Here is a 25,659-nt window from a genome sequence, read left to right as displayed (position 1 = left end):
TTAGGTAATTATTTTTGATTTGTTGCGGTTTCGAGATCTCTACGACACTATTTTTACCTGACTAAAACTATGCTTATTCTATTAATAGACGAAGAGGGCGTTGTGATGAAATACAAACATATCCTTGTGGCATTGGATCTGTCAAAAGAGAGTCATGTTCTGATTGATAGAGCGGTTTCTATGGCTGGTTTAGTCGGTGCAAAAGTGTCTTATATTCATATTGATGGGACTCATGGAGAGATTTATCCAGAGCTTGTCGATATACAAGCAGAGCCTGAACGTAAACCGCTTAATGAGCCTTCAAATAAATGGCTGGCTGATTTTCAGCAGTATACTGATTTTCCGATTGAGAGCTTTTGGGTAGGAACTGGAGATCTTAGTCATAAAGTTGAGGCAGCGGTTAAAGATAATGAAATTGACCTATTGATTTGTGGTCATCACCATGATTTTTTGAGTAAAATTATTTCGTATTCTCGACCTCTCATTCATCACTCTCCTATTGATATATTGGTTGTACCGATTACGTCATAACTTAAAAGACATAAAAAATGGCAGCTAAATTAGCTGCCATTTTTGGTGGTATATGTGCATTTTCTTAATTAAAGAATAATACCGCCAAATACAAAGCCTAGTGCAACAGAAGTCGAAATCGTTGCAACACCCGGAATGAAGAATGGGTGGTTAAATACAAGATTACCAATTCGTGTTGAGCCAGTATCATCCATCTCAACCGCCGCCAGAAGCGTAGGGTAAGTAGGAAGTACGAACAATGCACTCACTGCCGCAAAAGAAGCAACCGCAGTAATTGGTGCAACACCAATTGCTAATGCTGCAGGCATTAATGCTGTTGTTGTTGCGCCTTGAGAGTAAAGAAGCATAGAAGCAAAGAATAAAACAATCGCTAGCATCCACGGGTATTGTGCAAGGATCTCAGCTGAGAACTCTTTGATTTCACCAATATGAGAAGAAACGAAAGTATCGCCAAGCCATGCAACACCAAGAACACACACACAAGCACTCATACCTGATTTGAATGTTGCTGCGTTAGCAATTTTAGATGCATCAATTTTAGTGAAAGTAACGATAGCCGCTGCCGCTGTTAGCATTAGCGCCATGATAGCTTCGTTACGGCCAATTGTTGGATGTTCAATCAGGCCAACACTGCCACTGATCATCGTTGCATAAGCAACAACAGCGACGATAGCAACACAGAAGATATAAACAGATGCTTTTGCTGTTGGTAAAATTTCACGTTTACCAGCGCCGTTCATCTTAATTAGGCCTTTTGCAAGACGTTCTTGATAAACCACATCGTCTTTCAGTTCACAGCCTAGGAAGTTAGCAACGAACGCACCAACCATGCATGCTAGGAATGTTGATGGAATACATACTGCTAATAGTGTTAAGTAATCCACACCTAGAGGCTCAAGGATACCAGAGAAGAAAACAACTGCCGCAGAGATTGGAGACGCAGTAATTGCAATCTGAGAAGCAACAACAGCGATAGAAAGTGGGCGAGAAGGACGAACACCTTGTTCTTTAGCAACTTCTGCAATAACAGGAAGTGTAGAGAATGCAGTGTGACCTGTACCTGCTAGCATCGTCATGAAATAAGTCACGATAGGTGCGTAGAAAGTAATACGTTTTGGGTTTTTACGTAAGAATTTTTCTGCTAGGTCAACCAACCAATCCATACCGCCAGCCACTTGCATTGCAGCAATAGCCGTGATTACAGACATGATGATTAAAATAACATCGATAGGGATAGAGCCCGCGTCTAAACCTAAGATCATGGTAAGGACAAGAACGCCCGCACCACCCGCAAAACCAATACCAATACCGCCGATACGTGCACCTAAATAGATGAACAGCAGTACGACAAGAAGCTGTACAGCAATCATAATATAACTCCAATGTTTAAGTTTAAATTTAAAATAATTATTCAGATTTTTATTGCATAGCTATATACAGCAAATCAATAAAAGTATGAATGATTACTTGACCTGTTTGTCAGTAAATTTTTTAGTATAAAAAAAAGCGAGCTTCAGTGAGCTCGCTATTTGAGGTGTTACGGATTAATCGTAACGTTTTGCTTTGTATTGCGGGTGCATTAGATTTTCTACAGAGAAGATGTCATCTAATTGCTCTTCAGTTAGAAGACCACGCTCAAGAACTACATCACGAACGTTTTTGCCTGTTTCAGCACAAATCTTACCAACAATGTCACCTTCGTGGTGGCCAATGAATGGGTTTAGGTAAGTAACGATACCGATAGAGTTAAATACGTGAGCTTCACATACTTCTTTGTTTACCGTGATACCGTCGATACATTTGTCACGTAAGTTCACACATGCATTTTTCAAGATTTCGATAGATTCGAAAAGAGCTTGACCAATTACTGGTTCCATTACGTTTAATTGCAGTTGACCTGCTTCAGCAGCGAAAGTCACTGTAGTATCGTTACCGATTACTTTGAAGCAAACTTGGTTTACAACTTCAGGGATTACTGGGTTCACTTTAGCAGGCATGATTGAAGAACCAGCTTGAAGCTCAGGTAAGTTCAATTCATTAAGACCAGCACGAGGACCAGAAGAAAGAAGACGTAAGTCATTACAAATTTTAGACATTTTAACCGCAGTACGTTTTAGCGCACCGTGGATCATAACGTAAGCACCACAGTCAGACGTTGCTTCGATTAAGTCTTCAGCAGCAACACACTCTAGGCCTGTTACTTCAGCTAGATGACGAACCGCTGCTTCTTGGTAACCAGTCGCAGCGTTTAAGCCAGTACCGATTGCTGTCGCGCCGATGTTTACTTCTAAAAGAAGTTGCGCTGTGTAGTTAAGGTTTTTCACTTCTTCTTGAAGTAGAACACCCCAAGCGTGGAACTCTTGACCAACAGTCATTGGAACAGCGTCTTGAAGCTGAGTACGACCCATTTTCAAAACGTTACGGAATTCTTGATCTTTAAGATCGAATGCACCTTTTAGGTATTCAATCGCTTCGATCAGTTTCATCATGCTGTTGTATACAGCAATACGGAAGCCTGTTGGGTATGCACAGTTAGTTGATTGAGAACGGTTTACGTGATCATTAGGGTTAATGATGTCGTATTCGCCTTTCTCTTTACCCATAAGTTCAAGAGCAACGTTAGCAATAACTTCGTTAGCATTCATGTTAACTGAAGTACCAGCACCGCCTTGGAAAACATCTGATGGGAATTGATCCATGCACTTGCCAGTTTCAAGAATTAAATCACATGCTTTGATGATGTACTCACCAACTTGTGAAGGGATAGCACCTAATTCTTTGTTAGCTAAAGCGGCTGCTTTTTTAGTGTAGATCATGCCACGAACAAACTCAGGAACATCAGAAATAGTTACATTTGAAATGTTGAAGTTTTCCATAGCGCGAAGGGTATGAATACCGTAGTAAGCTTCAGAAGGAACGTGACGTTCACCTAGCAAATCTTCTTCAATACGAGTTGCAGTATTCGTTTTTTCTAAATCAAGCATCTGAGTCATAGTAAGCCTTTAAGGTTCTATATTTTAATTATTGGATTCTGTCCAAGTGATCATATCTGCGAGTAGAGTCCGTTCGTCAGAGGGTGATCAATATCGTACCTGATGCCTTGTTTTAACGTCATCATACACCTCTTTAGTGGTAAAAGTGTTAACTTGATCACTTTTTAAGTCTAGTTTTTGCAAAATATTTCAAATTGAGATAATGCTCTCACTAGTTGTTAATATCTTTACTTTATAGGTTATATAACTGCTACTTGAGTTAATGAATTTGATGGCTGTTTACACTCTTTTACAGAGTTCTTTCTTGAAAATCGAGGGGATGTGCCGCATCTATCATAATAGAGAGAGAAAAAGTGGTTTGCGGTTAATGCCTGCTACACTAAATAAGATATATAAAGTGAAAGATCGTATTAAATCCAATCGAGGTGTGTTGTGTTTCCTATTTTATTACTGATGTTTATTTTTGTTCCCATTATTGAAATTGCACTGTTTGTGCAAGTTGGGGGCATGTTAGGTATGTGGCCGACACTTGGTTTGGTGCTTATCACCGCTTTTGTTGGAGCATCATTAGTTAGAAGCCAAGGGATCCAAACCTTGATGTCGGTACAATCAAAATTACAGCAAGGTGAATTACCAGCGCAACAAATCGTAGAAGGCATGATGCTTGCGGTTGCTGGTGTACTATTACTTGTTCCTGGCTTTATGACCGATGCGCTAGGTATGTTGGTTTTATTACCTGCACCAAGAGCCTACTTAGCAAAACAATTAATGAGCCGAGTAAAAGTGAATGGCATAGGAGCATCCCAAGGTGGCTTTCATGCAGGTTTCGGTGGTGGTTTTGATCAAAATGGTCCGTTTAATCAAGGTAACCCATTTGATCAAGCAAATCAGAATGATCAGCAAGGTGATGTATTTGAAGGTGAATTTCAACGTAAAGAAGATGATCCAAACAAAACCTTAAAATAATTTATTCGCTATATGAATTGAATAAAAAAAGCCACGTTATCCTCCTGTTACTAAATAGAGATAACGCGGCTTTTTTAATATCTGAATTACTGATTAATTAAGTAATGATTAACGCTTTAACCAAGAACGGGGGTTCTGCGCTTTACTGTTGCGACGGATTTCAAAGTACAGAGAAGGTCTGTCTTGACCACCACTGTCACCAACCACTGCAATGGTTTCACCTGCACGTACTTTATCGCCTTCTTTTTTCATTAAACTTTGATTGTAGCCATATAAGGTCATATCGCCCTTACCATGGTCAATAAGGATCATTAATCCATAACCACGTAGCCAATCAGCAAAAACGACCTTGCCTGAATCAACGGCTTTAACTGGTGCTCCGTATTGGCTGGCGAATACCATGCCTTTCCATGTTAATTGACCGGTTTGTTTAGTGCCAAAACTATGCAATGTTTTAGGATTATCGATTGGCCAAGGTAGACGACCTTTTTGACGCGCAATTCCATCCATAGGGACGTTGTTTTTTGCTTTGGCTTTTGCAATAGCAACTTTTAAGCGTTTTTCATTTTGTTGTAGCTCGTTTAAATAACCACTTTCACTTGAAATACGATTTTTAATACTTGAGACGGTTTTCTTACGTTTATTTTGAGATGTTTGTAGTGTCTGCTTTTCTTTAGTGTACTGGGCAAGCAGGTCACTTTGTCGTTGCTGTTGCTCAAGTAAAGACGCTTCTTTCTCTTTCAGTTGCATTGTGGTGAACTCTAATTGAGAGATAGCACCTACCCTGGCTTCTGATAAACGTTGAGCGTATTGAGTCATACGATCGATTTTATTAACATCATCACCGCTCAAAACGTTAGACAGTTGATTGTTTCGGCTCGTGAGGTAGTAGTTAACTAACAAGTCTTTCAGAATTTCAATCTGACCTACTTGTTGTTGGGTTAGCTCGGATTGCTGTTGCTTTAACCCAGCGATCGATACTTTTAATGAATTTAGTTCTCGCTCTGCGTTGCGCGTTTTTTGAGACGCGTTCGCAATGGACAACTCATGTTTTTTCAAACTAGTTTGCAGACTAGAGAGTTCTTTTTTCTGTTTACTTAATAGTGAGTTTTGGCGAGATATTTCTTGTTTCATTCCCTTTAATTCTGCGTCATTAGCATGAGAGGTTAGAGGAAAGCTAAATGTCAGGCACACTAACGCCGTCGTACAGATTTTACGAAAAGAAAAAAACGTATTTGAAAGGGATATGTTCATCGCAGCATTATTTCAGATAGAGTGGGTCCTGACTAGACAGAGTTTGTGTTTGGTCTCAATTGTAAAACCAATATCACAGCATTTTAGCTGTATTCGGCTGTTTTTTTATCCTCGCTAGTTTCAAAAGAAACCCTAGGGTATACTTTCGCCTTAATTTTAGCGCCTATGGTAACTGAACTGTCTAATGACATGTGGTTATCCAAAAAATCAGAGATAAAGAATATGGAAACGTCAATCATCGATTTTGTAACCAACAACATGATTTTAGCCGTTGTTTGGGTTGGTATTATTGTTGCGTTAATTCAAAACGTAGTAAAACAAAAAACATCTGGCTACCAAGAAATAGATTCAGCACAAGCAACGATGCTGATGAACCGCGAAGATGCGATTGTTGTAGATGTTCGCTCTAAAGATGAATATAAATCAGGTCATATTACGGATGCTCGTCACATTTTACCAAGTGACATCAAAGCAGGTAACTTATCTGGTCTTGAAAACTCAAAAACTACCCCAATTATTGTTGTATGTAAAACAGGTCAAACAGCTCAAGCGGCAGCAAATGATTTGCATAAAGCTGGTTTTGAGCAAGTTAAACTTCTTAAGAACGGTTTGATCTCTTGGAATGAAGCTAACCTACCGTTAGTAAAAGCGAAGTCGGTAAAAAACAAAAAGTAATTGCCCATTTCCTAAGCAATTGATTCATTTTGATGTGATATCTGGCTCATTTTTTAGATATCACGAATGCAGAGTAATATCACATCGTTATTCTGCATTCATACATATTTAAATATAAAGGACTTTTCCCATGGCTGAAGCAGCACAACAAGAACAACAAAACTTTGCAATTCAACGTATCTTCCTAAAAGACGTATCTTTTGAAGCGCCTAACTCACCAACTATGTTCCAAAAAGAGTGGAATCCAGATGTTAAACTGGATCTTGATACTCAAAGCCGTGAACTAGGTGAAGGTGTTTATGAAGTAGTTCTACGTCTAACGGTTACCGTTAAGAACGAAGAAGAAAATGCATTCCTATGTGAAGTTCAACAAGGCGGTATCTTTACTGCTGGCCAAATGGAAGAAGCTCAACTAGCACATTGCCTAGGTGCGTTCTGCCCGAACATTCTTTTCCCATACGCTCGTGAAACAATCTCTAGCTTAGTTGTTAAAGGTACGTTCCCACAACTTAACCTTGCGCCAGTTAACTTTGACGCATTGTTCATGAATTACCTACAAAACCAAGCTCAAGAAAACGCAGAAGCACCAGCTCAAGCGTAATTCTTTTGGATATGAAGAATTGATGGCATTGCGCTATTGATTAATTTGTAGAGAATAAATGCACTTTTTTATCTAATATGGTTCTATATTTTTGTATAGCTTCTATATTTTGATAACAAGTGCATTTTGTTTTTATTACTACTGTATCTTTTGATACTTGTTTTGGATGGTCACAATGACAACACAAACTGATTACTCTGATATTTCAATGACCGTACTTGGTGCTGGTTCATACGGAACTTCTCTTGCTATATCTCTTGCTCGTAACGGTGCAAAAGTGATTTTATGGGGCCACGAAGAAGCACATATGGCTCGCCTTGAAGCGGATCGTGCAAATGAAGAGTTTCTACCTGGTGTTGCCTTTCCACCATCATTGATTATGTCGACGGATCTTGAGAAATCAGTTCAAGCGAGCCGTGATTTACTTGTTGTTGTTCCAAGCCATGTGTTTGGTTTGGTATTAGGGAATGTAAAACCATTCCTACGTGAAGATTCACGAGTATGTTGGGCGACAAAAGGGCTAGAGCCTGAAACAGGTCGTTTATTAAAAGAAGTGGCAGTAGAAGCATTGGGGGAATCTCATTCTCTGGCTGTACTCTCTGGACCTACTTTTGCTAAAGAACTTGCTTCTGGTATGCCAACAGCGATTGCTGTCGCGTCACCTGATCAGCAATTTGTTAAAGATCTTCAAGAGAAGATTCACTGTTCAAAAACGTTCCGAGTGTATGCGAATAACGATTTCACTGGTATGCAACTAGGCGGTGCTGTGAAAAATGTGATTGCTATCGGCGCTGGTATGTCTGATGGCATTGGTTTTGGAGCTAATGCTCGTACGGCATTGATCACTCGTGGTTTGGCTGAAATGACCCGCTTAGGTGTTGCATTGGGTGCCGAAGCGGAAACCTTTATGGGTATGGCTGGTTTAGGTGACCTAGTATTAACGTGTACCGATAACCAATCTCGTAACCGTCGCTTTGGTTTGGCTTTAGGTCAAGGTGGTGATGTAGAAAGTGCTCAAGCTGAAATTGGTCAAGTCGTTGAAGGTTATAGAAATACTAAAGAAGTGTTTTTACTTGCAGAACGTATGGGCGTAGAAATGCCTATAGTTGAGCAAATTTATCAAGTATTGTATCAAGGAAAAGATGCAAGAGTTGCTGCGCAGGATTTACTAGCACGAGATAAGAAATCAGAATCATAATTCAAGGATGGTATGAAAATGAAAGAATGTAAAAAACATCAAGTATGGGAATGTATTGTTCGAGAAGCGCGTGAGCAATCAGAACAAGAACCCATGCTTGCAAGCTTTTATCATGCCACCATTATTAAACATGAAAACCTTGCTGCGGCATTAAGTTATATTCTTGCTAATAAATTAGCGACAGCATCGATGCCAGCAATGGCGGTACGAGAGGTGGTTGAAGAAGCATTTGCCTCTGACCCTTCTCTTACTGATGCCGCGGCTTGCGATATTTGTGCGACGGTAACACGAGATCCTGCCGTCTCTATGTACTCAATGCCTTTACTGTATTTAAAAGGGTATCATGCATTGCAAGGCTACCGAGTATCCAACTGGCTTTGGAAGCAAGGGCGTGTTGCTTTAGCTACCTATCTGCAGAATGAAATATCAGTCGCTTGTCAGGTGGATGTTCACCCTGCAGCAACGATAGGTAAAGGGATCATGTTTGACCATGCTACCGGTATCGTTATTGGTGAAACGGCTGTGGTAGAAAATGATGTTTCTATTCTCCAAGATGTAACCTTAGGTGGTACAGGTAAAGAGTGTGGTGACCGTCATCCTAAGATCCGTGAAGGCGTGATGATTGGGGCTGGAGCTAAGATTTTAGGTAATATTGAAGTTGGTGTCGGGGCTAAGATTGGTTCGTGTTCTGTAGTACTTCAGGCCGTTCCTCCTCATACAACGGTAGCTGGGGTTCCGGCTAAAATTGTTGGACGTCCTAGTTCTGAAAAACCGTCTTTCGATATGGACCAGCAGTTCAATGGTAAATCTCAGACGTTTATTTCGGGTGATGGAATTTAATAAACTCTATCCTTGATATGTATAAAAATAGCCACTAAATAGTGGCTATTTTTGTATGCGAGAATAAAAAATTGAATTTATAACCCGCCTTCAAACCCCATTTGACGCCATGCTTCAAATACGATGATAGCAACAGAGTTTGATAGGTTTAAACTGCGGCTGTCTGGCATCATTGGAATACGAACGCGTTGCTCCATAGGTAGAGCATTGATTAAATCAGCAGGTAGGCCACGCGTTTCTGGGCCAAACAATAATACGTCGCCTTTCTGGTAGCTTGGTGTTGTGTGGTGCCCGGTGGTTTTGGTGGTACAAGCAAAAATACGGTGTTCGCCTTCGCTTTCATTTTCTAAATACTCAAGAAAAGCAGCGTAATCTTTATGGCGCTTTACATGAGCCAAGTCATGATAATCTAACCCTGCTCGGCGAAGTTTCTTTTCTTCTAAATCAAATCCCAATGGTTCAATTAAATGCAGGTTTGCACCACAGTTAGCAGACAGTCGAATAATATTACCTGTATTTGGGGCGATTTCAGGTTCGTACAGCGCAATCTCAAACATAATGAACTCTTGAATAAACGGAAATTAAACGCAGTATATCTAATTGATTGGTATCGGGGTAGAGCGTACTCGTAACAACATGGCTTACTTTGAGATAAGCCATGTTGTCTGAGGTTGTTATTGTTCGATAGGCAAAGTAATCGTCATTCGTAATCCACCAAGAGGGCTTTTGCTTGCAATGATGGTTCCGCTATGTTGGTGCATTGCACTCTCAGTAATGGCAAGACCTAAGCCTGTACCACCGCTGCTTCTGTCTCTGGCAGTTGAAACTCGGTAAAAAGGTTTGAAAATATCATTCAACTCATCTTCTGGTACACCTTCACCATTATCATCAACATGAATAACAAGTGAATTATCGTGTACGGCGAGATGAATCGTGATGACATCATTACCATATTTTATCGCGTTTCTTATTACGTTTTCTATCGCACTCATTAGTAGGTTTGGATTTCCAAAAATAGGCGTTTCTGTTAACCCAACATATGAGAGTGTTTTGTTCATGTGCTCTGCTTCGAATTTAGCGTCTTCTAAGATATCAAACCAAAGCGTATAAGCATCTGTCTTCTCTCGTTCTTGGTGGCTGTTCACTTGAATACGAGATAGCTCTAATAACTCTGAAATCATCTGTTCAAGTCGGTCTGCTTCCATATCAATACGAGATAATTCAGCGCTTTCTCCTTGTTTACGGGTAGCAAGTGCGGTGGCCATTCGTAAGCGAGTTAATGGTGAACGCAATTCATGTGAAATGTCAGAAAGTAATCGCTGTTGACCTGAAATCATGGTGTTTAATGAGCCCACCATTTGGTTAAAGCTTTGTCCTGTTTTTCTGAATTCTTTAGGGCCTCTCTCTAAAGCTTCGTCTTTTTCGAATTGACCTCTGGCAACCCGTTCGGCCGCTTTTTGCAATCGCCTTGCCGGTTGGCTTAATGCCCAAGCTAACCATAATAGAAATGGGGTACTAACGAGCATGGTCACTAATAAAAGCTGTATTGGTTTATCTAAAATACGAAGGATAAAGGGAGGAGGCTTTTTCCAATATCTTCCTACATACATATAAACAGTTTCATGAGCGATCACAATATCAAACGGACCTGCCATCATCGTTCTACCATAGAGCTTTTGTTGTGGTAGCTTTGGATCATCAGATAAGGTCAAAAAATTAAGTAATGCTTTTTTTCTGCCTCGTAATTCTTTTGGTTTATCTAAAATTTCACCAGTTGGTGTTGTAAAAAACAGGTCTAGATTTTCGTCGTGTTTATGTGCTTTATGACTGATAACTCTTAACGTGGCCTTGAGGTCATCTCGTTCTGAGTATTTTCCAGTAATATAAGCCGCAATTTGCGTCATCTTAGTTAGATGCTCTGTTGCAATATTGTGGCGAGCACGTGGATCAAAATTAGGGCCAATAACAACCCCGATTAATACGAGTAATAAGGTGAACCAAAAAATGGCAAAGATACGACCATATAAACTTGAGATTAAAGGAAATTTCATTTTCTTAGCAAACAAGAGTTATCCCTCTACAAATAAATAGCCACGACCACGTAGTGTTTTAATGCGAGGCTTACCTTCTGTCAGTGGTGGCAGTTTTTTACGTAAATTAGATACATGCATATCAATGGCACGATCAAAAGGCGCAAGACGTTTTCCAAGCACTTCTAAGCTGAGGTCTTCTTTTGAAATGATTTCTCCAGGCTTTTGAATAAACTGAGACAGTAATCCAAATTCTGTTCCTGTTAAATCTAATAAATCACCATTATGATAGGCTTCTTGTTTACCTATGAATATTTCAATGTTTTGATATTTAATACTGCTGCTATTGTGGTTTTCTTTAGTTTTGCTTTGTGTTCTACGTAAAATTGCACGAATGCGAGCAAGCAGCTCTCTATCGCTAAAAGGTTTTGGTAAATAGTCATCCGCGCCAAGTTCTAAGCCAATTACTCGATCAATTTCTTCCCCTTTAGCTGTTAGCATCAATACGGGGGTTTCATTGGTCTCACGTAATTTACGTAGCATGTCCATGCCATTCATTTTTGGCATCATAATATCAAGTAAGATAAGATCAAGATCATCACTAATTGCGGCTAATCCTTCTATCCCATTGTTGGCTTCAACAACGTTATAGCCTTCTAAGCTTAAAATATCTTTAAGTAATGCGGTTAGCTCCACATCGTCATCAACTAATAAAATCTTTGCCATTATTATTCACCTGCGTAATACCTTATGGATATAGTATCGCCAAATAAACAGGTGAATACCAACCTTCAAAATACTCTTTACGTTGATTTACGCTCAAAAGACACTCATTTACTTTGCTTGCGCTATTCTTAGTCCATACCAAGCAGCACGAAAGTGAACTGCATTTAATTACACTGAATTTTCTGCCACGGAGATAGACACAATGAATATGATGAAAAAAATGATTTTAGGCGCAGTAGTACTTCCTCTTTCTTTCGCTTCTGCTTCTGCATTCGCAGCGGGTGGTAGCCATCATGAAGGTGGAATGAAAGGCGGTGAAGGTATGCACGGAAGTAAGTGCATGATGAAAGCTAATAAGAAAGCGTTCAAAGATTTAGACCTAACTGATGCACAAGAAGACCAATTTGATGCAATGCGTGATGCACGTAAAGCTGAACACAAAGCTAAAAAAGGTCACAAACGTCAACCAACGGCTGAAATGAAAGCGGATCATCAAGCAATGCAAGATTTGATGTTAGCGGATAATTTTGATGAGCAAGCAGTGCGTTCATTAGCTGAAAAAATGTCAGAGCGTCAAATTGATCGTCGTGTAGAAATGATGAAGAAACGTCATGAGATGATGAATATTTTAACACCAGAGCAAAAAACAGAATTTAAAGCAAACCAAGATAAATACATCGCAGATTGTGCTAAATAATTAGATTTAATCAGAAATAGATAAGAACGAGCCTTTATGGAAATAGAGGCTCGTTTTTTTATATTATAATTTTGTTGAAGAGATATTAACAATTGGAATAACGATTATTGAATTAAGGCTTTATACTAAGGGTTGATTTTTTAGGTAATGGAAAAAAGATGACCCAACGATACGCTTCTTTAGTCACAATGGCGGCATGGCTTGCAACCATTGTTGCGACGATATTAATGTTATTCAAATTAGGGACTTGGTGGGTAACAGGCTCGGTGAGTCTTTTAGCATCTTTGGTGGATTCTCTGCTTGATATGGGGGCGTCTATTACCAATCTTTTAGTGGTTCGTTATGCATTGCAACCGGCTGATGAAGAACACAGCTTTGGTCATGGTAAGGCTGAATCATTAGCGGCATTAGCTCAAGCGATGTTTATCTCTGGCTCTGCTTGTTTCTTATTATTGAATGGTGTAGAACGTTTTTTCCGTCCTCAAGATGTTATCGCTCCTGAACTCGGAGTTTATGTGAGTGGTTTTGCGATTGTTTTAACCTTTGGCCTTGTGATGGTGCAACAATGGGTAGTAAAGCAAACGGGCAGCCAAGCAATTGCAGCGGACTCATTGCATTATAAAACCGATTTATTTATGAATGCCGCAATCATGCTAGCTTTAGCACTAAGCTGGTATGGATGGCACGAAGCAGATGCTATTTTTGCTCTTATTATTGGTGTTTATATTTTAATTAGTGCCTTTAAGATGGCATATGAAGCAATTCAATTACTATTAGATAGACAACTACCAAAAGAAGAATTAGAGCAGATTAGAGAAGCATGCTGTCGTGTTGACGGAGTAAAAGGAATTCATGATTTAAGAACCCGCCTTGCAGGACCGACTCGATTTATTCAGCTGCATTTAGAGCTTCCAGATCAAATGCCATTGGTTGAAGCGCATCGAATTGCTGACAAAGTAGAAGATGAACTTTTAATAGTTTTCCCACATTCTGATATTATTATTCATCAAGACCCGCTTTCAGTTGTGCTAGACTCAGACAGAGAGCAAATTCAGTTCCAGTAAGAATTAGTAGTATTATTAGCAATTATTGTTTTTTCGTAACAGAAAAATGAAATAGTCGTGATTGATTCTGATGTGAATCAACGAACTTTTTCAGTAAAATGGTAATACTCTTACATAAGAAAAAAAATTACAGATTATTAATGGTGAGCAGATTAGGGAGTCTGCTTGCTGTATTAGAAATTGAAATTGAAATTCCCAACCATATTAGAGGGTAACCATGGTCAAGAAGATTGGTGTTTTAACAAGTGGTGGCGATGCGCCGGGTATGAATGCGGCAGTTCGTGGTGTTGTTCGTACAGCATTAACGGAAGGCCTAGAAGTATTTGGTATTCATGATGGCTACTTAGGTCTTGTTGAAGATCGTATCGAGAAATTAGAGCGCCATAGCGTATCTGATATGATCAACCGCGGCGGTACATTCTTAGGTTCAGCACGTTTTCCTGAATTTAAAGAAGTAGCTGTTCGTGAAAAAGCGATTGCAAACCTTAAGAAACATGACATTGATGCGTTAATCGTTATCGGTGGTGATGGTTCTTACATGGGTGCTAAGAAGCTAACTGAAATGGGTTACCCATGTATCGGTCTTCCTGGTACTATCGATAATGATATCGCAGGTACAGATTACACTATCGGTTACTTAACGGCATTAAACACTGTTATTGATGCCATTGACCGTTTACGTGATACATCGTCTTCTCACCAACGTATCTCTATTGTAGAAGTTATGGGCCGTCACTGTGGCGATCTAACATTAATGGCTGCAATTGCGGGCGGTTGTGAGTATGTGATTACTCCAGAGACTGGCTTAAACAAAGAAGCACTAATTCAAAATATTCAAGACGGCATTGCGAAAGGTAAAAAACACGCAATTATTGCTATCACTGAATTAATGACTGATGTAAATGCATTAGCAAAAGAAATTGAAGCTGATACTGGTCGTGAGACTCGTGCTACGGTTCTTGGTCATATTCAACGTGGCGGTCAGCCTGGTGCATTCGACCGTATCTTAGCGTCTCGTATGGGTAACTATGGCGTTAAGCTTCTAATTGATGGTCATGGTGGTCGTTGTGTTGGTATTCAGAATGAGCAGCTTGTTCATCATGATATTATCGATGCGATTGAAAATATGCGTCGTCCTGAGAAGCTAGATCTTTATAAAGTAGCGGAAGAGTTATTCTAATCTAAGAATATCTTGAAGCTATAAAAGAAAAACCGAAGTTTTAGGCTTCGGTTTTTTTATGCCTGAAATTTAGGGACTATCTTAATGTATTATTCTTAATGCTTGCTTTATTCTAAATATAAGTCGAGTGGTGTTTTACTTTTACGACCACCGATTTCTCTTGCTAATGTTGGTACAAGATAGCCTGATACATTTTCGATTAATTCTCCCATCAATCGTTTTGCTTCTTTATCAGAAATAAAGAAGTGAGCAGCTCCCTGAACCTTATCTAATACATGAAGGTAATAAGGTAAAATACCGGCATCAAATAATGCTTCACTTAAATCAGTTAAAGCTTCTGCTGTATCATTCACACCTTTAAGTAAAACACCTTGGTTTAATAAGGTTACGTTAGCGTGCTTTAATTGAGTCATTTTTTCAATTAGCTCAGAACTGATTTCATTAGCATGATTGATGTGCGTAACTAAAATTATTTGAAGTGAAGTTTCAGAAAACAACGAACATAATTTCTCTGTAATTCGGTTAGGTATGACGACAGGTAAACGGCTATGAATACGAAGACGCTTAATATGAGGGATGCTTTCTAACTGAGCGATTAACCACTCTAACTCATGGTCTTTTGCCATCAACGGATCACCTCCAGAAAGTATCACTTCATTTAATTCTGGGTGTTCGGCAATATAATCTATGGATTTTTTCCATATCGATTTATTGCCTTTGTTGTCTTGATAAGGGAAGTGGCGGCGGAAGCAATAACGACAATTTACTGCGCAACCTCCTTTTAATATCAGCAAAACACGGTTTTTGTATTTATGCAGAAGTCCAGGTTGTTCATTGTCTTGCTCATCAAGAGGATCGGTTGAATATCCGTCATGTACTTCGAATTCTTGATCTAAAGGCAATACTTGGCGTAATAAAGGATCAAAAGGGTTGCCAAACTCCATTCGATCGACAAAACTTGTCGGCACACGTAACGCAAATAACCTTTTCGCTTCTAATCCTTTCTCCCAAGGTGAGCTATCAATTCCTAGAGTTGAAAGCAGTTGATGAGGATCTGAGATCGCATTTGAGATCTCTTTGAGCCAGTTTTGCTCAACAGGAGCGTCATTTCGGGTTATTATGTGTGACATTATTTATAACTCAACGATGTTAAGAGGAAATCATGGCGTCAGTAAGTACCAATGAATTCAAAGGCGGTTTGAAATTTATGTTAGATAATGAGCCATGCTCAATTATCGATAACGAATATGTGAAACCTGGTAAAGGCCAAGCATTCAACCGTGTAAAACTTCGTAAACTGCTTTCTGGTAAGACACTAGAAAAAACATTTAAATCAGGTGAAAGCTTTGAGCTTGCTGATGTAGTAGATGTAGAGCTTGACTACCTATACAGCGATGGCGAATTCTACCATTTCATGAACAGCGTAAGCTTTGAGCAAATCGCTGCTGATGTTAAATCAGTGGGTGACGCTGCTAAATGGTTAGTTGAAAACGACACTTGTACACTGACTCTTTGGAATGATAATCCAATTACAGTGACACCGCCAAACTTTGTTGAGATCGAAGTAACCGAAACAGATCCAGGTCTGAAAGGTGATACTCAAGGTACTGGTGGTAAACCAGCTACATTAGCAACAGGCGCTGTTGTTCGTGTTCCACTGTTCATCGCTATCGGTGAAGTAGTAAAAGTAGATACTCGCACGGGTGAATACGTAGGTCGTGTTAAATAATATCAATTATTATTGATATTTACACGTCAGAGAAAAGGTCGCTTCGGTGGCCTTTTTTATTGCTTATTATTTTATTAGTTATTCTACAATTAACAATTTCAACGCAGTTATCGAGCATTTTAACCAGTTAGAGTGATCAGTTATTTACTATGGTTGGCATTATATGGCAGAAACAAAAAAGGTTGGCATCAGCCAACCTTTTTTTATTAATCTGAATTCAGATTAGATCATAAAGATAAACACAACAGAAAGAACAGTTGCCAGTGCAGCAATTGCGTAACACGCAATTTTACCAGCCGTTCCTGTGTGGAATTTAAGATCGTGCATACCGTGATGTAGACGGTGCATTGCGTGCCACATTGGCATTGAGATTGAACCAATTACAAATAGAGCACCAATGATACTAGTTACAAAACCAGCAACACGTAGGTAGTTCATTGATTCAGCACCAATAACACCCAGTGGAACTAAAATACCAAGAACAAGAATTGTTACTGGTGTCAGCATTGCAAACCAAGTGCCACCAGCACCGAATAAGCCCCACCATACTGGTTCGTCAGAACGCTTTGGATTACGATTTACCACAATAACTCTCCTTAAACGATAACCAGTACAAGTAATGTAATTGCTGCAACTGCAGCCCACTGTGCAAGTACAACCACTTTCTTATCCAGTGTTTTACCACTGATACGAATTGGCATTACTTGCGGCATCATGCTAAAGAAAGTTTGAGCATGGAATAAGCTACCCGCTAAAGCAACAATGTTCAAAGCGACTACAATAGGGTTTGCCATGAAATCTAACCAAGAAGCCCAAGCAAGTGGACCTTTAACTAAACTACCTAAACCTACAAGTAGACAGATAGTAAAGAAAATTAACGGTAGAATGGTTGCTTCACGAACCATGTAGAAGCGGTAGAAAGGGTGATCTTTCCACCAAGTACGTGTCATTTCGCGAACGTAAGGTTTACGGTTGCTCATCCTTATGCCTCCTGAGGTTTAAGCATTGCGATAACAAAGTCTTGAGACGATGCGATCTTGCCTTGGTTTACTGCCGCAGCAGGATCAACGTGTTTTGGACATACTTCAGAACAGTAGCCAACAAAAGTACAGCCCCACGCGCCATTGTCACCATTGATAAGTTTCATACGTTCAGCAGAACCATTATCACGGCTATCAAGATTATAACGGTGTGCTAATGTTAGCGCTGCTGGACCGATAAATTCAGGGTTTAGACCGAATTGAGGACACGCTGCGTAACATAGACCACAGTTGATACAACCAGCGAATTGTTTGTATTTCGCCATTTGCTCAGGAGTTTGGTTGTTAGGACCTTGCTCAGGAGTACGGTCATTACCAAGAATATAAGGTTTAATTGCTTCTAAGCGCTCAATGAATGGCGTCATATCAACAATTAAATCTTTTTCGATTGGGAAGTTAGCCAGTGGTTCAATCGTTAAGCCATTTGGATAATCACGTAAGAACGCTTTACATGCAAGCTTAGGTACGTTGTTTACCATCATGCCACAAGAACCACAGATCGCCATACGACAAGACCAACGGTAAGAAAGGTCTTTATCTAGGTTATCTTTGATGTAACCTAATGCGTCTAATACAGATGTTGTATCATCACAAGGTACATCAAATGTTTGTAGATGTGGTTCAGCATCAGTCATCGGGTTGTAACGCAGAATGCTTACTTTTTGGACTCTTTTGCCAGCTGTCATTATGCTTGCTCCTCTGCGTTTTTCGCTGCTTTTTCTGCGGCCGCTTCTTCTGCTGCTGCTTTTTCTGCTGCTTCACCATATAGGCGAGCTTTTGGTTGAGATTTCGTGATTGTTACGCCGCTGTACTTAATTGTTGGTGCAGCATCTTCATTGTAATACGCTAATGAATGTTTTAAGAAGTTCACATCATCACGCTCTGTACAACCTTCATCTAAACGTTGGTGTGCACCACGAGACTCTTTACGCAGAATTGCAGAGTGAGCCATTGTTTCAGCAACTTCAAGACCGTAACCAACTTCGATTGCGTATAAAAGGTCAGTATTGAATACTTTTCCTTTGTCTTTGATGCTAATTTTTTTGTAGCGTTGCTTCAGTTTAGCCAATGTGTCAATCGTATCTTGCATTTCGTGCTCTTTACGATAGATACCACAACCAGCTTCCATTGAGTGACCCATTTCAGTACGGATATCAGCCCAGTTTTCATCGCCTTCTTGTGCTAATAAAGCATCAATACGAGCTTTAACCGCTTCGATTTGCGTTTGGATAGAAGCATCGTTCCAAGCTGTGAACTCAGCAGCGCGTTCAGCGGCTTTCTCACCAGCTAGACGACCAAATACCACTAACTCAGCAAGAGAGTTTGAACCTAGACGGTTTGCACCGTGAAGACCAACAGAAGAACATTCACCAACAGCGAATAGGCCTTTGATGTTTGTTTCGTTGTTCTTGTCCGTTTCAATACCGCCCATGGTGTAGTGAACAGTAGGACGAATTGGAATAGGCTCTTTCGCTGGATCAACGTTAACGTATGCTTTTGATAGTTCACAGATAAACGGTAGACGCTCATTTAGGTACTCTTCACCTAGGTGACGAAGATCCAAATGCACAACATCACCTAGAGGGTGTTTAATTGTATTGCCTTTTTGTTGTTCGTGCCAAAATGCTTGAGAAACTTTGTCACGTGGACCCAGTTCCATATATTTGTTTTTAGGCTCGCCAACAGGAGTCTCTGGACCCATGCCGTAATCTTGTAGGTAACGGTAACCGTTTTTATTAACGATGATACCGCCTTCACCACGACAACCTTCAGTCATCAAGATGCCAGTACCTGGTAAACCTGTTGGGTGATATTGAACAAATTCCATATCACGTAGAGGAACACCATGACGGAAAGCCATAGCCATACCATCACCAGTAACGATACCGCCGTTGGTATTACAGTGGTAAACACGACCAGCACCGCCTGTTGCTAATACAACAGATTTTGCTTTAATACAGATAAGTTCGCCTTCTGCCATATGAATAGCAATTAGACCTTGAACTTGGCCTTCTTCAACAAGAAGGTCTACAACAAAGTACTCATCATAACGATTGATTTGAGGGTACTTCATTGAAGTTTGGAATAGAGTGTGAAGCATGTGGAAGCCCGTTTTATCGGCCGCAAACCACGTACGTTCAACTTTCATACCACCGAAACGACGAACGTTAACTTCACCATTTTCTTTACGGCTCCAAGGACAACCCCATTGTTCTAATTGAGTCATCTCGCGGTATGCATTTTTTACAAAGTATTCAACAACATCCTGTTCACACAGCCAATCACCACCACCAACAGTATCGTTGAAGTGATTGTCTAGTGTATCTTCTTCCTTGGTCACGGCTGCTGACCCACCTTCTGCGGCAACAGTGTGCGAACGCATAGGGTAAACTTTTGAGATTAGAGCGATTTCTAGCTCTGGGTTTGCTTCTGCTGCTGCAATGGCAGTACGTAGACCTGCACCGCCCGCGCCGATCACTGCGATATCTGTGGTTATAGTTTTCACAGTTATTCTCCGGGATAAAAGATAAAAAATTAAATTAACCATTCAAATATGATTAATTATGAGAATCTAGCCTGCTCGTGTGACAAATAAAGAGCAAATAAAACTTAAAAATTCTGATGTCTATTCTATGTGAGCTTTTGTAATAAAAATTGATATGGATAAAGTTTTGTAGTGCAAGTACCACTAATGGGGTGGTTTGTTGCTAATAATGTGATCTCCGTCAACTAGTTACAGCTGTTAATTTTGGCGTTAAATTGTAGTTAAGTTGTTGCTTTGTAAGTGATAATGGTTCTTATCGAACCTGTATCCCTTTGATGATTAAGGGTATTTATAAAGTTAAAAAATAGGTAACCTTAAAATTGGGAATCGGGTATCATTTTGGATAAGTTTTTCTAATGTGTAAAATTATGACTAGTCAAAACTGGATGCCTAGTGCATCAATTGAACAATTACAGCAGCGCGCTGATATTTTAAGTAACATTCGTCTATTTTTTTCAGAACGTAAAGTGATGGAAGTGGACACTCCAGCAATGAGTCACGCAACAGTTACTGATGTTCATCTTCATACCTTTCAAACGGACTTTGTTGGGCCAGGCTATGCGGATGGCGCACATTTGTATTTTATGACCAGTCCTGAGTTTCATATGAAACGCTTGTTGGCAGCTGGCAGTGGTGCGATTTACCAAATTAATAAAGCCTTCCGTAATGAAGAAGCTGGACGTTTTCATAATCCCGAATTTACGATGTTAGAGTGGTACCGTCCTACATTTGATCATCACCAGTTAATGGATGAAATGAACGAGTTGCTAAAACTTGTTTTAAAATGTGATAACGCAGAACGAATGACGTATCAACAAGCCTTTATTCAAGTGCTTGGTGTTTGTCCGTTAGAAGCTCCAATGGATGCTCTTCGAGCAGTTGCGGGGCCGTTAGGTTTGTCAGATATTGCTGATATTGAAGAAGACAGAGATACATTACTGCAATTGTTATTCAGTATGGGCGTAGAGGAGAAGATTGGTTTAGACGTTCCTGCTTTTGTTTATGATTTTCCTGCGTCTCAAGCGGCTCTTGCTAAGATTAATCCGACGGATCCGCGAGTGGCTGAGCGTTTTGAGGTGTACTTTAAAGGAATCGAATTAGCGAATGGTTTTCATGAACTTGATAATGCCAAGGAACAACTTGTTCGTTTTGAAGAAGATAATGCAAAGCGTAAATCTATGGGCTTAATTGAGCAGCCTATTGATTATCATTTGATTGCTGCATTAGAAGCTGGATTTCCCGATTGTGCTGGTGTTGCGTTAGGTATCGATCGCTTGATCATGTTAGCAATGGGAGAAAAGCACATCGATCAAGTGATGGCTTTTCCTTTTGATAGAGCTTAATTCTTTAAATAAAACTAGCTAACGATTAACCCTGTACCAATTACAGCTAAAAAAGCACCTAACCAAGCAAAGCGGTTCGGTGCTTTTTTTGTATATAGCCACAGTAAAGGTAAGATCATGATTGGTGTCGTCGAAGAGAGTAGGGCGACCATACCCACATTTCCTTTTTGTAGAGCATATAAGATTAGAGTCATGCCGACGGTCATCGCAAGAAATCCATTTAAGGCAACAATACCTAATATGCGTAAGTTAATTGGAGTGATAGGGCGTGAGATAGGTAGATTAGTTATTCTTAATAGGCTATGAGCGCCAAAAGCAGAAGCCATTCTAATCGCTGAGGCTGCGATAGGGTCAGCGCTGGTTAACATTACTGGTTTTGCAATTACACCACCAAGCGCTTGGCAAAATGCGGCGAGTAAGCCCAGTGCTATCGCAATCCAAATATTCCCTTTAACTTCTTCCCACGTGTGCTGATTATCAGTTTTTTTTCCAAAGAAAATAGCAATAGAAACACCAGAAAAAACAGAGATTGCCCCTATAAGCTCCCATCCTTGCAAAGTTTCATTAAATAACCAATAACCAAGTACAGCAGAGAACAGAGCATGGCAAGAAAAAAGCAAACCCGCTTGTCGAGGGCCCATTCGATTAAAACAAGCAAATAAAGCGGTATCACCAATAAAAATACCAATTAAACCCGACAGCATCATTGGAAATAAATGGGAATATTCAATAGAAGACCAGCCACCCGTAAACCAAGCAAGGCTAGATAACATAATCGTTACGCAGCCCATCCGCCATCGGCTATAAGCAAATGCGCCAAGATGACGAGCTGGTGCAACTGAAATCATGCTTGATAGTGCCCATAAGCACGCAGCACCAAGTGCTAACCATTCATATCCCATTATCATTCCATTGATTATTTTGATTCGTTAGTTTCAGATTATCTGAACTTAAAAAAATAGCGAACACAAGGTTCGCTATTTTGGTTTTATTTTAAGTAAATTATTTATTTTGCAATATGCGCAAATGGAGTACCCATACGAGTTGGAACACCATTTTCCATTGATGCATCAAACTTAATTGAATTAGGAGCAAATAGGTTAATAACTGTCGAGCCTAGCTTGAAACGCCCCATTTCTTCCCCTTTCTTAAAGCAAATCATATCATCGCCAGAAAGTGGGTAATGCCACGTCTTAACCGCAGGACCTGTTGGTGGAGTAACCGTATCTGCCCATGTAGTTTCAATACTACCAACGATGGTTGCACCAACAAGAACTTGAGCCATAGGACCAAACTCAGTATCAAAAATACAAACAACACGTTCATTACGAGCGAATAGGTTTGGTACGTTTTCTGCTGTTAATGGATTTACAGAGAAAAGGTCGCCAGGAACATAGATCATTTTACGTAATGTCGCATCACATGGCATGTGAACACGATGGTAATCTCGTGGTGATAAATACAGAGTTGCGAATTCGCCACCCATAAATTCTTCAGCAAGTTCTTCATCGCCACCAAGCAATTCTTGAGCAGAATATACATGCCCCTTTGCTTGAACTAATTGACCGTCAGTAATCGGGCCAAATTGGCTTACACAAGCATCTGCAGGATGAGAAATGACACCTTCATCTTCATTGATTGGGCGAGCACCGTCTTTTAATTCACGAACAAAGAAGTTATTGAACGTAGTGTATGCTTCAGGATCTGGATTCTTAGCTTCGTTCATATCAACTTTATACTGTTTAATGAACCATTTAATTACCGCTGTGGTTAACCAACCCATTTTTGCTGAGGCTAATTTGCCAGCTAAACGAGTAAGTGCGTGTTTTGGGGTTAAATACTGTAACCCTATTTTTAAATTATCTGACACGTTATTTGCCTACTAGTTATCAATTAAGATGGATATTACCACATCTTTACTTTGTTTATTAATCGGCTTTTTTGCCGCGAGAGAATTGACGGTTCGCCTTATTCTCAGACATGCTTTCAATGATTCGGTGATAGCTATCAAAACGTAACTTAGCAATCTTGCCATCTTTAACGGCTTCCTGAAGAATACAGCCCGGATCATCTTTATGCTTACAGTCTCTAAATTTACAGCCACCTAAGAAGTCTTTAAATTCGATGAACGATTCGGTAACTTCTTCTTTTTCTAAGTGCCATAAACCAAATTCACGCACTCCTGGGGAGTCAATAAGATCGCCACCGTGAGGGAAGTGATATAAACGAGCCGCGGTTGTGGTATGTTGGCCAAGACCTGAATTTTCAGAGACTGCACCTTCCATAATTTCAAGTTCTGGCATTAATGCATTTACTAAACTTGATTTACCAACGCCAGATTGACCAACGAAGATGTTAATATGATCTTTTAGTTCAGCTTCTAATTCTTCGATACCATAGCCCGACTCTTTACTGACGAATTTTACTTTATAACCAATATCTTCATATAAACTTAAAATCTGTCTTACATCGATAAATTCTTTATCAGACAGTAAGTCGACTTTGTTTAATACGATTAATGGTTTTATATGCAACGTCTCAGAGGCGATAAGGTAGCGGTCAATAATATTTAGTGATAGCTCAGGAAGAATAGAAGAGACAATAACCATTTGGTCAACATTCGCTGCAACTGGTTTGATGCCGTCGTAATAATCAGGGCGAGTCAGCATTGAAGTTCGTGGCTTAACCGCTTCAACAACACCTGAAATACCAGCAAGTACTTCTGTACCTGGACGCCAAATAACGCGATCGCCAGACACTAAGCTTTCGATACCTCGACGTAAATTACAACGGTGTATCTCTTTGGTGTCTGGATCTTCAATATCTGCGTGTTGGCCAAAGCGAGTGATCACTAGACCTTCTTTAGCTGCTTCTAATGAAGATTCATCCCACTCAACAGTGGTTTTAATTTTTTCTATACGCTTACTTTGATTAGAGCGTACTCGGCGTACTTGGCCTTTGGTTAGCTTTTTTTTCTTTGCCACGAAATGATTTCACTTGTAGGTTGGCTTTCAGTTTTATGTTGAAAGATAAATCGGCCCGAGTATCATACCCTTTTTAGTTACAAAATAGGCAACTCTCTATGGCAATTAATGATCAAAACCTGATTTGGGTTGATTTGGAGATGACAGGTTTAGATCCTGAAACTCATAAAATCATCGAAATCGCATCCATTGTAACTGATGCTCAGCTAAATATTTTAGCAGAAGGGCCTGTTATTGCTATTCATCAATCAGAAGATGAGTTGGCTAAGATGGATGATTGGTGTACCAATACTCACACTAATAGTGGTTTGGTAGCTAGAGTAAATGCAAGCGAACATGATGAAGCGTCTGCGATTGAAGAGACAATTGCGTTTCTTGAAAAGTGGGTACCAAAAGGGGTTTCACCAATTTGTGGTAATAGCATTGGCCAAGATCGCCGTTTTCTTTATAAGCACATGCCAAAGTTAGAAGAATATTTCCATTACCGTTATGTTGATGTAAGTACAATTAAAGAGCTTACTCGTCGTTGGAAACCAGAAGTACTTGATGGCTTTGAAAAAACAGGCACGCATCTAGCACTAGATGATATTCGTGAATCAATTGCTGAATTGAAGTATTACCGCCAACATATTTTCACTATTTGATCTTTTTGATGGTTTGTTGAGCGAAACAGGCGGGTTTTAAAGATTTTTTAGTTTTTTTTCAAAATCCGCTTGCATCATCACGTTTTACTCGTATAATTCGCAGCCTCTGAACGAGGAGCTACTCCTTATCAGATTATCAGTATGCGACACTAGCTCAGCTGGTAGAGCGCAACCTTGCCAAGGTTGAGGTCACGAGTTCGAGCCTCGTGTGTCGCTCCAATTTCTCTTTAGTATTTAGGTACTTCTCGAAAATTGAAATTGGTGTAAAGTCTCATTGTCTTAAACAATGCATCCGGACGCGGGATGGAGCAGCTTGGTAGCTCGTCGGGCTCATAACCCGAAGGTCGTAGGTTCAAATCCTGCTCCCGCAACCATATTTAGATTGAATGCTTTATGCGTTGATCATGCGACACTAGCTCAGCTGGTAGAGCGCAACCTTGCCAAGGTTGAGGTCACGAGTTCGAGCCTCGTGTGTCGCTCCATTTTCTCTCTTGAAGAGTAAGATGGTTATAGTCTCATTGTCTTAAACAATGCATCCGGACGCGGGATGGAGCAGCTTGGTAGCTCGTCGGGCTCATAACCCGAAGGTCGTAGGTTCAAATCCTGCTCCCGCAACCAT

Annotated in this window: 26 protein-coding genes and 4 tRNA genes; 16 read left to right on the top strand and 14 right to left on the bottom strand. The window is 40.0% G+C overall.

Annotated elements, in window-relative coordinates:
* Positions 1–105 precede the first annotated feature (105 nt).
* Positions 106–531 (top strand): universal stress protein, encoded by a 426-nt coding sequence (locus BTO23_RS11035; protein WP_060992690.1) that lies wholly within the window; start codon positions 106–108, stop codon positions 529–531.
* A 68-nt stretch (positions 532–599) separates the two neighbouring features.
* Here BTO23_RS11035 and BTO23_RS11030 read toward each other — a convergent pair whose 3' ends face one another.
* Together BTO23_RS11030 and aspA are read right to left on the bottom strand one after the other, a co-directional pair.
* A complete protein-coding gene (locus BTO23_RS11030; protein WP_060992689.1) occupies positions 600–1,901 on the bottom strand; it encodes an anaerobic C4-dicarboxylate transporter in 1,302 nt (433 codons plus the stop codon).
* Positions 1,902–2,075: 174 nt separating this feature from the next.
* Positions 2,076–3,524 carry an aspartate ammonia-lyase gene (gene aspA, locus BTO23_RS11025; RefSeq protein WP_060992688.1) on the bottom strand — a complete coding sequence of 483 codons (1,449 nt, stop codon included), beginning with the start codon at positions 3,522–3,524 and terminating at the stop codon, positions 2,076–2,078.
* Between the two features lie 432 nt (positions 3,525–3,956).
* Between aspA and BTO23_RS11020 the strand changes: the two genes are divergently transcribed.
* Complete coding sequence (locus BTO23_RS11020) at positions 3,957–4,490, top strand: FxsA family protein (protein WP_060992687.1); 534 nt, start codon at positions 3,957–3,959, stop codon at positions 4,488–4,490.
* Between the two features lie 108 nt (positions 4,491–4,598).
* Here the strand turns inward: BTO23_RS11020 and BTO23_RS11015 are convergent, their stop codons facing one another.
* The gene (locus BTO23_RS11015) at positions 4,599–5,744 is read right to left on the bottom strand and encodes a murein hydrolase activator EnvC family protein (RefSeq protein WP_105063487.1); all 1,146 of its coding nucleotides are present in this window, start codon (positions 5,742–5,744) and stop codon (positions 4,599–4,601) included.
* Between the two features lie 222 nt (positions 5,745–5,966).
* On the opposite strand from BTO23_RS11015, the gene BTO23_RS11010 reads away from it, so the two are divergent.
* The 4 genes from BTO23_RS11010 to cysE all read left to right on the top strand — a co-directional run bounded on the left by BTO23_RS11010 (position 5,967) and on the right by cysE (position 9,058).
* Positions 5,967–6,419 (top strand): rhodanese-like domain-containing protein, encoded by a 453-nt coding sequence (locus tag BTO23_RS11010; protein ID WP_060992685.1) that lies wholly within the window; start codon positions 5,967–5,969, stop codon positions 6,417–6,419.
* Between the two features lie 130 nt (positions 6,420–6,549).
* Positions 6,550–7,020 (top strand): protein-export chaperone SecB, encoded by a 471-nt coding sequence (gene secB / locus BTO23_RS11005; RefSeq protein ID WP_060992684.1) that lies wholly within the window; start codon positions 6,550–6,552, stop codon positions 7,018–7,020.
* Between the two features lie 166 nt (positions 7,021–7,186).
* Positions 7,187–8,218, top strand: coding sequence for an NAD(P)H-dependent glycerol-3-phosphate dehydrogenase (gene gpsA, locus BTO23_RS11000; RefSeq protein ID WP_105053848.1), 1,032 nt, complete (start codon positions 7,187–7,189; stop codon positions 8,216–8,218).
* Between the two features lie 18 nt (positions 8,219–8,236).
* On the top strand, positions 8,237–9,058 hold the full coding sequence (gene cysE, locus BTO23_RS10995; protein WP_060992682.1) for a serine O-acetyltransferase: 822 nt from the start codon (positions 8,237–8,239) through the stop codon (positions 9,056–9,058).
* Between the two features lie 77 nt (positions 9,059–9,135).
* Here the strand turns inward: cysE and BTO23_RS10990 are convergent, their stop codons facing one another.
* The 3 genes from BTO23_RS10990 to BTO23_RS10980 all read right to left on the bottom strand — a co-directional run bounded on the left by BTO23_RS10990 (position 9,136) and on the right by BTO23_RS10980 (position 11,814).
* Positions 9,136–9,615 carry a tRNA (cytidine(34)-2'-O)-methyltransferase gene (locus BTO23_RS10990; protein WP_060992681.1) on the bottom strand — a complete coding sequence of 160 codons (480 nt, stop codon included), beginning with the start codon at positions 9,613–9,615 and terminating at the stop codon, positions 9,136–9,138.
* A gap of 117 nt (positions 9,616–9,732) precedes the next feature.
* On the bottom strand, positions 9,733–11,109 hold the full coding sequence (gene cpxA, locus BTO23_RS10985) for an envelope stress sensor histidine kinase CpxA (protein WP_060992680.1): 1,377 nt from the start codon (positions 11,107–11,109) through the stop codon (positions 9,733–9,735).
* An 18-nt stretch (positions 11,110–11,127) separates the two neighbouring features.
* Positions 11,128–11,814, bottom strand: coding sequence for a response regulator (locus BTO23_RS10980; RefSeq protein WP_060992679.1), 687 nt, complete (start codon positions 11,812–11,814; stop codon positions 11,128–11,130).
* Between the two features lie 202 nt (positions 11,815–12,016).
* Here BTO23_RS10980 and BTO23_RS10975 point away from each other — a divergent pair, with 202 nt between their 5' ends.
* The 3 genes from BTO23_RS10975 to pfkA all read left to right on the top strand — a co-directional run bounded on the left by BTO23_RS10975 (position 12,017) and on the right by pfkA (position 14,755).
* Positions 12,017–12,511 (top strand): CpxP family protein, encoded by a 495-nt coding sequence (locus tag BTO23_RS10975; RefSeq protein WP_061037429.1) that lies wholly within the window; start codon positions 12,017–12,019, stop codon positions 12,509–12,511.
* A 158-nt stretch (positions 12,512–12,669) separates the two neighbouring features.
* Positions 12,670–13,575: a CDF family cation-efflux transporter FieF gene (gene fieF, locus BTO23_RS10970; RefSeq protein ID WP_105063486.1), complete on the top strand. Its 906-nt coding sequence runs from the start codon at positions 12,670–12,672 to the stop codon at positions 13,573–13,575.
* A gap of 217 nt (positions 13,576–13,792) precedes the next feature.
* The gene (gene pfkA, locus BTO23_RS10965; protein WP_060992676.1) at positions 13,793–14,755 is read left to right on the top strand and encodes a 6-phosphofructokinase; all 963 of its coding nucleotides are present in this window, start codon (positions 13,793–13,795) and stop codon (positions 14,753–14,755) included.
* Between the two features lie 107 nt (positions 14,756–14,862).
* On the opposite strand, the gene epmB is transcribed toward pfkA, so the two are convergent.
* Positions 14,863–15,885, bottom strand: a complete 1,023-nt coding sequence (gene epmB, locus BTO23_RS10960; RefSeq protein WP_105063485.1) for an EF-P beta-lysylation protein EpmB — start codon at positions 15,883–15,885, stop codon at positions 14,863–14,865.
* A 32-nt stretch (positions 15,886–15,917) separates the two neighbouring features.
* Between epmB and efp the strand changes: the two genes are divergently transcribed.
* The gene (gene efp / locus BTO23_RS10955; protein ID WP_060992674.1) at positions 15,918–16,484 is read left to right on the top strand and encodes an elongation factor P; all 567 of its coding nucleotides are present in this window, start codon (positions 15,918–15,920) and stop codon (positions 16,482–16,484) included.
* A 222-nt stretch (positions 16,485–16,706) separates the two neighbouring features.
* Here the strand turns inward: efp and frdD are convergent, their stop codons facing one another.
* Genes frdD through frdA form a run of 4 tightly spaced genes read right to left on the bottom strand, consistent with a single transcriptional unit; the run spans position 16,707 to position 20,030 of the window.
* A complete protein-coding gene (gene frdD / locus BTO23_RS10950) occupies positions 16,707–17,069 on the bottom strand; it encodes a fumarate reductase subunit FrdD (protein ID WP_060992673.1) in 363 nt (120 codons plus the stop codon).
* Positions 17,070–17,080: 11 nt separating this feature from the next.
* Positions 17,081–17,464, bottom strand: a complete 384-nt coding sequence (frdC, locus tag BTO23_RS10945) for a fumarate reductase subunit FrdC (protein WP_045101069.1) — start codon at positions 17,462–17,464, stop codon at positions 17,081–17,083.
* 2 nt (positions 17,465–17,466) lie between these two features.
* A complete protein-coding gene (locus BTO23_RS10940) occupies positions 17,467–18,210 on the bottom strand; it encodes a succinate dehydrogenase/fumarate reductase iron-sulfur subunit (RefSeq protein WP_060992671.1) in 744 nt (247 codons plus the stop codon).
* Entirely contained in the window at positions 18,210–20,030 is a 1,821-nt protein-coding gene (frdA, locus tag BTO23_RS10935; protein WP_060992670.1) for a fumarate reductase (quinol) flavoprotein subunit, read from the bottom strand. Before frdA ends, BTO23_RS10940 begins: the two co-directional genes overlap by 1 nt.
* A 407-nt stretch (positions 20,031–20,437) precedes the next feature.
* Between frdA and epmA the strand changes: the two genes are divergently transcribed.
* Entirely contained in the window at positions 20,438–21,412 is a 975-nt protein-coding gene (gene epmA, locus BTO23_RS10930) for an elongation factor P--(R)-beta-lysine ligase (RefSeq protein ID WP_172795139.1), read from the top strand.
* 14 nt (positions 21,413–21,426) lie between these two features.
* On the opposite strand, the gene BTO23_RS10925 is transcribed toward epmA, so the two are convergent.
* The 3 genes from BTO23_RS10925 to rsgA all read right to left on the bottom strand — a co-directional run bounded on the left by BTO23_RS10925 (position 21,427) and on the right by rsgA (position 24,396).
* Positions 21,427–22,314: a DMT family transporter gene (locus BTO23_RS10925; RefSeq protein ID WP_060992668.1), complete on the bottom strand. Its 888-nt coding sequence runs from the start codon at positions 22,312–22,314 to the stop codon at positions 21,427–21,429.
* A gap of 104 nt (positions 22,315–22,418) precedes the next feature.
* Complete coding sequence (asd, locus tag BTO23_RS10920) at positions 22,419–23,282, bottom strand: archaetidylserine decarboxylase (RefSeq protein ID WP_061005697.1); 864 nt, start codon at positions 23,280–23,282, stop codon at positions 22,419–22,421.
* A 58-nt stretch (positions 23,283–23,340) separates the two neighbouring features.
* Entirely contained in the window at positions 23,341–24,396 is a 1,056-nt protein-coding gene (rsgA, locus tag BTO23_RS10915; protein WP_060992666.1) for a small ribosomal subunit biogenesis GTPase RsgA, read from the bottom strand.
* A 98-nt stretch (positions 24,397–24,494) separates the two neighbouring features.
* On the opposite strand from rsgA, the gene orn reads away from it, so the two are divergent.
* From orn to BTO23_RS10890, 5 genes are all read left to right on the top strand, one after another.
* On the top strand, positions 24,495–25,040 hold the full coding sequence (orn, locus tag BTO23_RS10910) for an oligoribonuclease (protein WP_060992665.1): 546 nt from the start codon (positions 24,495–24,497) through the stop codon (positions 25,038–25,040).
* Between the two features lie 143 nt (positions 25,041–25,183).
* Positions 25,184–25,259 (top strand) — tRNA-Gly (locus BTO23_RS10905).
* A gap of 78 nt (positions 25,260–25,337) precedes the next feature.
* Positions 25,338–25,414: transfer RNA gene (locus BTO23_RS10900), tRNA-Met, on the top strand.
* 32 nt (positions 25,415–25,446) lie between these two features.
* Positions 25,447–25,522: transfer RNA gene (locus BTO23_RS10895), tRNA-Gly, on the top strand.
* A gap of 59 nt (positions 25,523–25,581) precedes the next feature.
* A tRNA-Met gene (locus BTO23_RS10890) sits at positions 25,582–25,658 on the top strand.
* The last annotated feature ends 1 nt before the right edge of the window (position 25,659 follow it).

This window comes from Aliivibrio sifiae, assembly GCF_002954715.1.
Lineage (GTDB): Bacteria > Pseudomonadota > Gammaproteobacteria > Enterobacterales > Vibrionaceae > Aliivibrio > Aliivibrio sifiae.
Note: the sequence above shows the minus strand (reverse complement) of the source record. Positions and strands in the feature narration are given on the sequence as shown.

Excerpts from the sequence above, each read along its gene's own strand:
- BTO23_RS11035 (WP_060992690.1), top strand. The coding sequence starts at position 106 with ATGAAATACAAACATATCCTTGTGGCATTGGATCTGTCAAAAGAGAGT.
- BTO23_RS11030 (WP_060992689.1), bottom strand. The coding sequence starts at position 1,901 with ATGATTGCTGTACAGCTTCTTGTCGTACTGCTGTTCATCTATTTAGGT.
- aspA (WP_060992688.1), bottom strand. The coding sequence starts at position 3,524 with ATGACTCAGATGCTTGATTTAGAAAAAACGAATACTGCAACTCGTATT.
- BTO23_RS11015 (WP_105063487.1), bottom strand. The coding sequence starts at position 5,744 with ATGAACATATCCCTTTCAAATACGTTTTTTTCTTTTCGTAAAATCTGT.
- BTO23_RS11010 (WP_060992685.1), top strand. The coding sequence starts at position 5,967 with ATGGAAACGTCAATCATCGATTTTGTAACCAACAACATGATTTTAGCC.
- secB (WP_060992684.1), top strand. The coding sequence starts at position 6,550 with ATGGCTGAAGCAGCACAACAAGAACAACAAAACTTTGCAATTCAACGT.
- gpsA (WP_105053848.1), top strand. The coding sequence starts at position 7,187 with ATGGTCACAATGACAACACAAACTGATTACTCTGATATTTCAATGACC.
- cysE (WP_060992682.1), top strand. The coding sequence starts at position 8,237 with ATGAAAGAATGTAAAAAACATCAAGTATGGGAATGTATTGTTCGAGAA.
- BTO23_RS10990 (WP_060992681.1), bottom strand. The coding sequence starts at position 9,615 with ATGTTTGAGATTGCGCTGTACGAACCTGAAATCGCCCCAAATACAGGT.
- cpxA (WP_060992680.1), bottom strand. The coding sequence starts at position 11,109 with ATGAAATTTCCTTTAATCTCAAGTTTATATGGTCGTATCTTTGCCATT.
- BTO23_RS10980 (WP_060992679.1), bottom strand. The coding sequence starts at position 11,814 with ATGGCAAAGATTTTATTAGTTGATGACGATGTGGAGCTAACCGCATTA.
- BTO23_RS10975 (WP_061037429.1), top strand. The coding sequence starts at position 12,017 with ATGAATATGATGAAAAAAATGATTTTAGGCGCAGTAGTACTTCCTCTT.
- fieF (WP_105063486.1), top strand. The coding sequence starts at position 12,670 with ATGACCCAACGATACGCTTCTTTAGTCACAATGGCGGCATGGCTTGCA.
- pfkA (WP_060992676.1), top strand. The coding sequence starts at position 13,793 with ATGGTCAAGAAGATTGGTGTTTTAACAAGTGGTGGCGATGCGCCGGGT.
- epmB (WP_105063485.1), bottom strand. The coding sequence starts at position 15,885 with ATGTCACACATAATAACCCGAAATGACGCTCCTGTTGAGCAAAACTGG.
- efp (WP_060992674.1), top strand. The coding sequence starts at position 15,918 with ATGGCGTCAGTAAGTACCAATGAATTCAAAGGCGGTTTGAAATTTATG.
- frdC (WP_045101069.1), bottom strand. The coding sequence starts at position 17,464 with ATGAGCAACCGTAAACCTTACGTTCGCGAAATGACACGTACTTGGTGG.
- BTO23_RS10940 (WP_060992671.1), bottom strand. The coding sequence starts at position 18,210 with ATGACAGCTGGCAAAAGAGTCCAAAAAGTAAGCATTCTGCGTTACAAC.
- epmA (WP_172795139.1), top strand. The coding sequence starts at position 20,438 with ATGACTAGTCAAAACTGGATGCCTAGTGCATCAATTGAACAATTACAG.
- BTO23_RS10925 (WP_060992668.1), bottom strand. The coding sequence starts at position 22,314 with ATGGGATATGAATGGTTAGCACTTGGTGCTGCGTGCTTATGGGCACTA.
- orn (WP_060992665.1), top strand. The coding sequence starts at position 24,495 with ATGGCAATTAATGATCAAAACCTGATTTGGGTTGATTTGGAGATGACA.